Here is a 10,293-nt window from a genome sequence, read left to right as displayed (position 1 = left end):
ACAACTATTATCTTCTTAAATGATTTGGGGTTCTGGGGGCTCTTAGCAGTGGTTATACCGATAATAATTCATCTATTTAATCTTAGGAGGGTAAAAAGAGTTGAGTTTTCTAATACCACTTTGTTAAGGAGAATTAAGGAAGAGAGTTCGGCAAAAAGAAAGCCTATAGAATTATTGGTGTTGTTTAGCAGAATTATGGCGATATCCTTATTGGTTATTGCTTTTGCTCAACCGGTTATTAAGGATGATAGTACCAGTGCTAGCCTTGGGACCGATGTGCTCATTTATCTAGATAACTCTTTAAGTCTGTCTGCGCAAGGAGATAACGGAGCGTCTAATTTTGATGAAATAGTCAATGATGGAAGTTCAATAGCTGATTCTTATCCTGAAGGCGCGTCTTTTCATTTCGTAGAAAATGCATACGGGAATTCCTTAACGACTGGCTTTACTAGGGAGTCCTTGAAGGAGCTTTTGACGGAGGTTGAGCAGGTTGGTGTAGATAGAGATGCTCAGGAGTTATATAGCAGGATTAAGGGTAGTGATTTTGTTGGTGATGTTTACCTTCTTTCTGATTTTCAGGGTAAATCCGATTTTACCTCCATTAGGAAAGATAGTGTCAACCAGTACTTTGTTAAGCTTATTCAGTCGGAGTCATTGGATAATGTTTTTGTTGATAGCGTATTTTTGGAGAATTCTTATTTATCTGGAAAGTTCTCGAACCTGCTTAATGTTACGTTGAGAAGAAACTACAGAGATAATGAGGAAGTCAATATTAAATTGTTGATTGATGGTCAGCTTTATGGGACTGGAGAGGTTGATTTTGGAAATCAGTTGGTTGCTAATCATGTGTTTGAGTTGCAGGGTGCCTTGCCAGGTCTGGAAAGGATAGAACTACAAATTGAAGATCCTACCTTACAGTTTGACAACTCTTTCTATTTATCAATTAATAAAGTTGATAGGGTAAGAGTAATAGAAGTTTATGATGAGAATTCTCCCAGCTTTCTAAGCGCTCTTTTTGAAGATAATGAGGCCTTTCAGTTCGATAGAATAGATTCTAGGTTTGTAGATAATGAATTATTGTCCTCAGCTAATTTTCTGCTTATAAATCAAATCCAAAAACCATCTAATCAGTTGATCAGTTCGGTGAATGGCTTATTAGAGTCAGGTGGTACGGTTGTAGTTATTCCAAGCGCTGAAAGTGGTGAGGGAGAGCTGTCTCGGCTAGGGATTAGAGCTAATGCTGAATCTCAAGAGAGGGTTAAGCTATCTTCTCCAGACTTTGAAAACCCACTTTATCAAGGTGTTTTTGAAGATGAAGACGAGAATATAGAAATGCCAGAGGCTACCGTTTCTTTTAGGGTGTTAAATTCAGAACTTGATTATCTACAGTTTGTAAATGGACGGAGTTATCTTTCGAAAGTTATTTCAGATGGAAATCTCTTCTTTTTTGCTTCTCCGTTCGATATAAAATATTCTTCTTTCCCTAGTCATGCTTTATTCGTACCAGTTATGTATAAATTGGCTTTAGGTAGTAAGGTAAATCTCTCTAACCTTTACTATTACACTGACAGTGAAACGGTATTTTTTCCAATAGATGAAGTTAACCCTGGTTCCATTTTTCAAATGAGCTCGGAAGCTGGCCAGCTTACTCCAGACCAAAGAATTGATGGTGATAGATTAGTATTGGAGATTCCGAAGGATTTAATAAGAGCTGGTCATTATTCACTTATGCAGGGGAGTGAGTCCGTTGGGACCCTTTCTTTCAATATTCCGAAAAGTGAGTCCGACCTATCACCATTAGATCCTGCCATCTTTAGTGAATTGGCCGAACTAAATCATGTGACTGTAATGGGACTAGAAGGGGATGGAGACGTAAAGAGGTTTCTTGAGGCTAAAATTATAGGTAAATCTTTGTGGAAGTATGCTTTGCTTGGAGCTCTCTTTTTTCTTTTTGTGGAAATAATTTTAATCCGATATTTGTAGCATGGAGTTTTTGATCCGTTCCGCTCAAATTATAGATAAGTTTTCCCCATTTCATCAATCTCAAAAAGACATTTTAATCTCTAATGGGATCATCAAGCAGATTGATGACAATATTAGTTTTGATGGGGAAGTAATTAGTGCAAAAGGCCTTAAGGTATCGATCGGTTGGATTGATATGAGAGCACATTATCAAGACCCAGGTAATGAACATAAAGAAGATTTAGATTCTGGATCTGCAGTTGCGGCTGCTGGTGGGTTTACGGATGTAGTCCTTCTTCCAAATACACAGCCAGTAACAAGTTCAAAGAATGCTATTTCTTACTTTTCTAAGTGGAATAAAACCTCTTCGGTTCAACTGCATCCTATGGCTGCAGTAACACTGGAGTGTGAGGGCAAAGAGCTAACAGAAATGATTGACTTGTTTACGGCAGGTGCAGTTTGTTTTGGAGATGGATTAAAGCCGATATGGCATACTGATATCATGCTTAAAGGCCTTCAGTACTTACAAAAGTTCAACGGGCTGTTAATAAACAAGGCAGAAGATCAGATGTTGACTGCTTTTGGCCATATGAATGAAGGTCATTCCAGTACATTGCTTGGACTAAAAGGAATGCCAGTTTTGGCCGAAACGGTTATGATTGATCGAGATCTGAAGTTGCTAGAATATGCAGGTGGTAGGCTGCACTTTAGTTTGGTTTCGAGCAGAGAAGGAATTGAGCTGATTAGAGCAGCGAAATCTAAAGGACTAAATGTTACGTGTGATGTAGGTGTTAATTACTTGCAGTTCACGGAGCAAGACCTTTCCGATTATGATACCAACCTGAAAGTTAACCCTCCATACCGAACCGAGAATGATAGAATTGCTCTTATTGAAGCGGTCAAGGATGGAACTGTAGATTGTATAGTGTCGGATCATATTCCACATGATGAGGAAAGTAAGAAACTCGAGTTTGATCTAGCTGACTTTGGTTCTAGTAATCAGCAGCCTTTCTTTTCAGTTTTATCTGAAGTATTTGGAAGCAGAACTGAGGATTATATAGAGTTATTCACTACCAAGCCAAGAGAGTTGTTGAACATGCAGGTGCCTAAAATTGAAGAGGGACAGAATGCTTGTTTGACACTATTTACTGAAGATGCGTGGACTTTGGACTCTCAAACCAACAAATCCAAGAGTGTGGCATCTCCTTTCTATGGTAAGCAACTTAAAGGGAAAGTCTTGGGAATAGTTAATAATGGTCAGTTGATATTGAATTGAAATGAAAGTTAGACCAATTATTCCTCGCCTAGGAGTTCAGTATGGAGCTGTAGGAGGCTTAATGCTTATGCTAGCCTTTGTTATTTTTCACTACCTAGGAATTCCTGGATGGAGTCTAATAACTTTGATTATCTCTGTAGTAGTTATAGGTTTCTTTACCTTTCTACCAATCAAGGAATTCAAAAAATATCATAACGATGGCGAACTCCGGTTTTACCATGGAATGTCCATTGCTTTTTTGAGCTATGTGAGCATGGCACTGGTTTTCACCCTATTGTATTTAATATTTATTAATGTGATTGAGCCTTCTTACTTGCAAGATAAGTTGGACTTTCAGAGAGAACTGGTCATTACTCAGAAAGATCAGTGGATAGATCAGTTCGGAGAAGATAGCTACAATACTCGGGTAGAAGGCCTAAAAGAAATTTCAGCCTTTGATGATGTCTGGAGCGAGTTTATTAAGCGAGTACTCATAGGTTTCTTTTTGGCTCCAATATTTTCTATAATTCTGAGAACTCACAAGCCCAGATAAATGCGTTAATCTTTAGTATATGTCGTTCAAGGAAAAATTTCGTGAATTAGATATTTTGGAGTTAACTTGATGTTATTAAGAATTTTTTGAAACTATCAACCTTAATCATCAAACAATGGAAAACGAGATTTCTACCGGACAATACGCTAAAAAGTGGGGGCTTATCTATGGGCTTGTAACCTTAGTAATAGCTCTAGTTCCCTTAATTCTTGAGGTTCAAGCTCAGTGGACTGGTTTCTTACTTATTGCAGTTGCTATTTTCTGCTATGTTATGGCAACTAAAGAATTCAAGCGAGATAACGGTGGCTACATGACCTTTGGAGAGGGCTTTAGAATATGTATTACTGCCGCCCTAATTGCTGGGGTTTTGAGGAGTGTAGTAAATTACATTTATGTAAAAGTTATAGATCCTGGTGTAACTGACAGAATTGCCCAAGCCATGCAAGATGCATGGAGAGAGCAGGGAATGTCTGAAGAGCAAATTGAACAAATGAGTGGCTTTTCTTCAGGATTTTCTAACCCAGAGATTGGTTTAATTGTTGGTATCATCCTAGTTTTGTTAGGTGGGCTGATTTGGGGATCCATTGTTTCAGCTATCAACAAGAACGAAGCAGAAGAATTCTAAATTGATTGATCTTTCTATAGTAATACCGCTCTTCAACGAAGACGAGTCACTACCAGAACTCATTGAATGGATAAGCCGTGTGAATAGGTCACATGGCTTTTCTTATGAGATAGTGTTGGTAGACGATGGAAGTACTGACTCTTCTTGGCAGGTGATTCAAGCGCTGAGTAAGACCCATCCAATAAAGGCACTACGCTTTGGGCAAAATAATGGAAAGTCGGCCGCATTGAATACGGGTTTCAGAAATACCAGCGGAGAGGTTGTTATTACAATGGATGCAGACCTTCAGGATAGCCCTGATGAGATTCCCGAACTTTATAATATGATTAAGTCGGGTCAACATTTAGTGTCTGGTTGGAAAAAGAAAAGGCACGACCCAATTTCTAAGACATTACCTTCTAAGTTTTTTAATAGGTTAACTAGAATCATTTCAGATATTAAGCTCCATGATTTTAATTGTGGATTAAAGGCTTATGACAGCAGGCTTGTGAAAACGCTAGAAATCTATGGTGAACAGCACCGCTACATTCCGGTTATTGCAAAGCGAAATGGCTTTGGGAAAATAACGGAAAAGGTAGTTGAGCATAGAGCTCGAAAGTATGGGAAGACAAAGTTTGGGTTAGAGCGCATGTATGGCCTTCTAGATTTGCTTTCAATTACTTTTGTAGGCAAGTATAAAAAGAAGCCTATGCACTTCTTCGGTAGCCTGGGCACTCTTTCATTCCTGCTCGGATTCTTAATGGTGCTATGGATTGTATGGGAAAAGATACACGCCATTTATATTCTACATTCATCTGACTATAGAGATGTGGTTGATCAACCTTTGTTTTTTCTTGCAATAGCTGCAATTATCATTGGTGTGCAATTGTTTCTGGCTGGTTTTATAGGAGAAATGATGGTAATGAACAACACACGTAAGAGCGACTATATTGTTGAAGAAACCATAGGTTTAGACTAATGCTTTTCTATTCTGTAGTTGTTCCTGTTTATAATAGACCACAGGAAGTTGCTGAACTACTTGAGTCATTGACCCAACAGACCTTTACTAATTTTGAAGTGTTAATTATTGAGGATGGTTCAACCAATAAGTGTTTAGATGTAGTGGATACTTACCGCTCTAAGTTGAATCTTTACTATTTCTTCAAAGAAAATTCAGGTCAAGGGTTTACTCGTAACTATGGTTTCGCAAAGGCCAAGGGTGATTACATTGTAGTATTTGATTCCGACTGTATTATTCCCAAAGACTACTTTAAAGAAGTAGATTCATTTCTAGAGAGTAATAAGGTAGATGCCTTTGGAGGGCCTGATAAGGCGCACCCAGACTTTAATGACCTTCAAAAGGCGATTAGTTATTCAATGACTTCTCCTTTAACTACTGGCGGTATTAGAGGTAATAAAAAGCATGTTGGTAAGTTTCATCCCCGGAGCTTCAATATGGGGATTTCCAAAGAAGTATTTGAGAAAACCCAAGGGTATAAAATTACCAGAATGGGTGAGGACATTGAGTTCAGTATTCGCATACTGAAGGAAGGTTTCTCAACAGCGCTCATTCCTAATGCTTTTGTTTACCATAAAAGACGGACGAGCTTAAGTCAGCTATATAAGCAGCTTCATTTTTTCGGAAGGGCTAGGATTAATGTAAATAGGTTTTGGCCTGGTGAGGTAAAATTAGTGCACCTCTTGCCTCTATTCTTTGTACTGGGTTTGTTAGTTTGGCTTTCAACCTTATGGCTATATATGCCACTGTTTAAGGTTGGGGCGGTTTTGCTCTGCCTGTACTTTACTATTATATTTTGGCATAGCACTTTAAAGAGCCACAATATTAATGTGGGCTTTCTCAGCATGATAAGCTCTTTTATGCAACTCCTTGGTTACGGTATGGGAATGATTGCAGAGGTAATTAAGCCCAGAGGAAATCAATTCTTTGCGCAGAAATAGATAATTTCATTTGCAGGAAGCGCATACCTGTTTACTGTTTCTGTAGGCAGTTCCATCACGTATCTATCTTCTGTTACTTTAAAACCCGCTTTTTCTAACCTTTTCCCGTAATCTAGACCGAAGAGTCTCACGTGATCAGATTGCCAGTAGATTCGCTCTCGCTCTTTCGGGTCTGTAATGCTTGGATCTTCTAGTGTTTCTTGGCGGCTATAGTCCTGCGGAGATTGGATAATTGCCCAGCCTCCAGGCTTTAATACTCGGTGAATCTCGGACATCGCTTTTATATCGTCATCTACATGCTCCATTACATGGTTGCAAAACACCACATCGAACGTGTTGTTATCGAATGGTATTTCATGAACATCCATTTTTACATCTGCTAAAGGAGACTCTAGGTCGGCAGTGGTATAGTCTAGATTATCCATTGCCTTAAACTTATCTATAAAGCAAAGCTCAGGGGCGATGTGCAACAGCTTTTGTGGCTGCGTAAAGAAGTTGGTTTTGTCTTTTAGGTAAAGCCACATAAGCCTATGTCTCTCTAGAGATAATGAGTCAGGGCATAAAGCGTTGGGCCTTGGGTTCAGTCTTCCATATGGCAGAAACTTTCGGTAACTAATTTCACAGATAGGGCACTCAACATTATTGCCCCTCATGAATAGGCTTATGAACCTTAAGAAATAGTGACTAACATACTGAAGGTATTTACGAGGAATATACCTCAGCGCTAAACTTATGATTTTCTTCATTGTCTAAGTTTCGGACAAATATAGACATGTTAAATTTTCGGACGCTCGCCATCCAAACAGAGATGTGCCGAAATATGAATAATATTTACCGCTCCTATAAATCAGAAATTTTCCATTAAACCTTTAAACCCTCGCAAACATCTAAAAATCAACGGTTTTGTGCTCTAGGGCTTACGAACAAATAAAAAAGTTGGAGGTTGTGTAGTAAGTCCGTTAAACCTTAAAGTGTCTCAGCTAACTAATTATTTCAGAGGCATTAAAGTTTTTTAGGTGGACGAAAACCAACTAAGAATAAACATAATTTCGCAAACGAATTTAGAATAGACAAAAAGTCATGAAGAAGAAACTGATCATTTTCGGTGTTGTTGTTGTCACCGTTATCATTGTAGCAGCCACTGTTTTTAACCCGTCTTCGGCTGAGGAAGGTCCTGCACTTTTCACTACTGCTGAGCGCGGTGAATTCACTGTTGAAGTAACATCTACAGGAGAGCTTTCAGCTGAAAGGTCTACTAAGATTATGGGGCCTCTAAACGCTCGAGAGTATGGAATTAGACAAATCTCTGTTCAAAGATTAGTAGAAGAAGGTACTCAGGTAAGAGAAGGAGACTTTGTAGCTCAATTAGACCCGAGTGAGCTTTATGATAAAATTCAACAAGAAAAAGACCAGTTAGATGCACAAATAGCTGAGTTTGACAACGCAAAGATCGATACTGCACTTACTCTTAGAGCGGAAAGAGATAAGTTGATCAATCTAGACTATCAAATTGAAGAGAAGCAGCTTCAGTTAGATCAGTCTCAGTACGAGCCACCAGCTACAATCAAGAAATATGAGAATGAGCTAGAAAAGCTTCAAAGAGATAAAGTTAGAGCTAAAGAAGAGTATCAATTAAAAATTGAGCAGGCTAAGGCTAAAATGATTGAGGAGACTTCTGACTTAAGAAGAAGACAAAATCGTTATGACGATATGCAAGAGGTATTGTCTGATTTCACAATTATGGCGCCTCAGGCAGGTATGGTTATCTATACCAAAATGGGAAGTGAAAGAGTAGTAGAAGGTTCTCAGATTAATGTATGGAGTCCGGAGGTAGCTGAACTTCCAGACCTTTCTAGTATGATTTCTACCACCTTTATCAATGAGGTTGATATTAGAAAAGTAAAAGTAGGCCAACAAGTTGAAATTGGATTAGACGCTTTCCCTGAGAAAAGATTAACAGGTAGAGTAACTAGAGTTGCTAGAGTCGGTCAGCAGAACCCTAACTCTGATGCTAAGGTATTTGAAGTAATTGCTAGAGTAAACGAGCGTGATGGTGACTTAAGACCAGCCATGACTACTAGTAATATTATTATTACTCAGAAATTGGAAGATGTAGTGTATGTTCCATTAGAGTGTTTGAACACTTATAATGATTCAATTAACTACGTTATCAAGAAGAACGGTACGCTTCAAGAGGTGAAAGTTGGGTTAACTAACAGTAACGAGGCAGTAATAGAAATGGGTGTAGAAGAAGGTGATGTGCTTTACCTTTCTAGACCTGAAGGAATAGAAGGAAAAGAGCCTAAGCTTATCCCTGAACTAAACGGTACTAGAAACCAGAAGTATGAGGTTACTGAGCCTGAAAATATGTTAGATGATTCTAAGTGGGTATTACCAAATGGTCAGCCTATGTCTGAAGATATGATCCAAAGATTGAAAGACAGAGGTATCACAGACCCTTCTCAACTTCAGAATATGATGAATGGTCGTGGTGGCTCAAGAGGTGGTCAAAGACCACAAGGTGGGTCAGGAGCTGCAAGATCTGGTCAGGCAGGTAATTAATCATTGAAGCCCTCTTTTTATGAATAAGAAAAGTATAATGTCCAATTTCTACATTGCGCTAGAGGCAGTGATAGCCAACCAAGTAAGGTCTTTACTTACAGCATTGGGTATCATCTTCGGTGTGGCAGCTGTAATTGCCATGCTAGCCATTGGTAATGGTGCGCAAAGTGAAATTTTGGAACAAATAGAACTAGTTGGGGTGAATAATATAATTGTTCAGCCTAACATAGAACAAGTAGAGCAGAAGATTGGCGCCTCTGAAGAAGAGGAGTCTAAGAAGTTTTCTCCAGGCCTTAAGCTTCTAGATGTAGAGAGCATTAAGAAAACCATTCCAGGGGTTCAGAAATTGAGCCCTGAAATTATGTTAGAGAGCTACATTATAAAGAATGGAATAAGAAGAAGCTCAAAGCTTGTGGGTGTTGAACCCTCTTATTTTGAAGTAGCAAATTTTGAGCTGTTAGATGGAGAAATGTTCAACGATAAACAGCTAGAGCTTGGTATGCCAGTATGTATTATTGGCAAAGGGATAGCTTCTAAATTCTTTCCAAGAGAAAACCCTATTGGTCAAAAGATTAAGGTGGGTAACCAATGGTTAGAAGTTATTGGTGTGCTTAAGGAAAGATTTATCTCTGAAAAGGCCATATCTAATCTAGGTATTAGAGACTACAACATGGATGTTTACACCCCAATTCAAACAGTTCTTATCCGCTACATTAATAGAGACTTGGTAACGGGCTCTGGATTGAAGAAAAGCTTTGGTGGAATAAGCGTATTCGGTGGCTTTAGAGGCATGATTTCTTTTAGCTCATCGGATAACAGTAGCAGCGACAGCAAGCCTACAAACTATCACCAAATAGATAGACTTGTGGTGCAGGTTGAAGAATCTGAAAAGTTAAACCCTACTGCCGATGTTTTGGCCAGAATGTTAGAAAGAAGGCATTATGGGGTGGTAGATTTTGAAATTACCATACCTGAGTTGCTGTTGAAACAACAGCAGAGAACACAGAATATTTTCAATATTGTATTGGCTGCAATTGCTGCAATCTCTCTACTGGTTGGTGGTATTGGTATTATGAATATTATGTTGGCCTCTGTGATGGAGCGAATCAAAGAAATCGGATTGAGACTTTCTATTGGCGCTAAATCATCAGATATTGTTATGCAGTTTCTTTTTGAAGCCGTAATGATTTCGATTACTGGAGGAATAGTGGGTGTAATTTTAGGTATAGTTTTGGCCTATGCGGTGTCTAGCTTGGCAGACTTTCCAACGGCAATTAGCCTTACATCTATTTTTATTTCATTTGGTGTTGCTGCTACAGTAGGGTTGGTCTTCGGAATTACCCCTGCAAGAAGAGCTGCAAGCCAAGATCCTATCACATCATTAAGACACGAATAAAC

Annotated in this window: 9 protein-coding genes; 8 read left to right on the top strand and 1 reads right to left on the bottom strand. The window is 38.8% G+C overall.

Annotated features, from left to right (window positions below):
• From AWW68_RS07470 to AWW68_RS07445, 6 genes are all read left to right on the top strand, one after another.
• On the top strand, positions 1–1,983 hold a 1,983-nt coding region (locus tag AWW68_RS07470; protein WP_157717562.1), incomplete at its 5' end, for a BatA domain-containing protein.
• Position 1,984: 1 nt separating this feature from the next.
• Positions 1,985–3,238 carry a dihydroorotase gene (locus AWW68_RS07465; protein WP_068218851.1) on the top strand — a complete coding sequence of 418 codons (1,254 nt, stop codon included), beginning with the start codon at positions 1,985–1,987 and terminating at the stop codon, positions 3,236–3,238.
• 1 nt (position 3,239) lies between these two features.
• Positions 3,240–3,770, top strand: a complete 531-nt coding sequence (locus tag AWW68_RS07460) for a DUF4199 domain-containing protein (protein WP_068218849.1) — start codon at positions 3,240–3,242, stop codon at positions 3,768–3,770.
• A gap of 115 nt (positions 3,771–3,885) precedes the next feature.
• Complete coding sequence (locus AWW68_RS07455; protein ID WP_068218845.1) at positions 3,886–4,395, top strand: DUF4199 domain-containing protein; 510 nt, start codon at positions 3,886–3,888, stop codon at positions 4,393–4,395.
• A gap of 1 nt (position 4,396) precedes the next feature.
• A complete protein-coding gene (locus AWW68_RS07450; protein ID WP_068218860.1) occupies positions 4,397–5,353 on the top strand; it encodes a glycosyltransferase family 2 protein in 957 nt (318 codons plus the stop codon).
• On the top strand, positions 5,353–6,333 hold the full coding sequence (locus AWW68_RS07445) for a glycosyltransferase (RefSeq protein ID WP_068218842.1): 981 nt from the start codon (positions 5,353–5,355) through the stop codon (positions 6,331–6,333). Before AWW68_RS07450 ends, AWW68_RS07445 begins: the two co-directional genes overlap by 1 nt.
• On the opposite strand, the gene AWW68_RS07440 is transcribed toward AWW68_RS07445, so the two are convergent.
• Positions 6,312–7,079 carry a class I SAM-dependent methyltransferase gene (locus AWW68_RS07440; RefSeq protein ID WP_068218839.1) on the bottom strand — a complete coding sequence of 256 codons (768 nt, stop codon included), beginning with the start codon at positions 7,077–7,079 and terminating at the stop codon, positions 6,312–6,314. The genes AWW68_RS07445 and AWW68_RS07440 overlap by 22 nt on opposite strands.
• 334 nt (positions 7,080–7,413) lie before the next feature.
• Here AWW68_RS07440 and AWW68_RS07435 point away from each other — a divergent pair, with 334 nt between their 5' ends.
• Entirely contained in the window at positions 7,414–8,895 is a 1,482-nt protein-coding gene (locus tag AWW68_RS07435) for an efflux RND transporter periplasmic adaptor subunit (RefSeq protein ID WP_084375618.1), read from the top strand.
• 19 nt (positions 8,896–8,914) lie between these two features.
• A complete protein-coding gene (locus tag AWW68_RS07430; protein WP_068218835.1) occupies positions 8,915–10,291 on the top strand; it encodes an ABC transporter permease in 1,377 nt (458 codons plus the stop codon).
• Positions 10,292–10,293 lie beyond the last annotated feature (2 nt).

Origin of the sequence: Roseivirga spongicola (assembly GCF_001592965.1) — a bacterium.
Lineage (GTDB): Bacteria > Bacteroidota > Bacteroidia > Cytophagales > Cyclobacteriaceae > Roseivirga > Roseivirga spongicola.
Note: the sequence above shows the minus strand (reverse complement) of the source record. Positions and strands in the feature narration are given on the sequence as shown.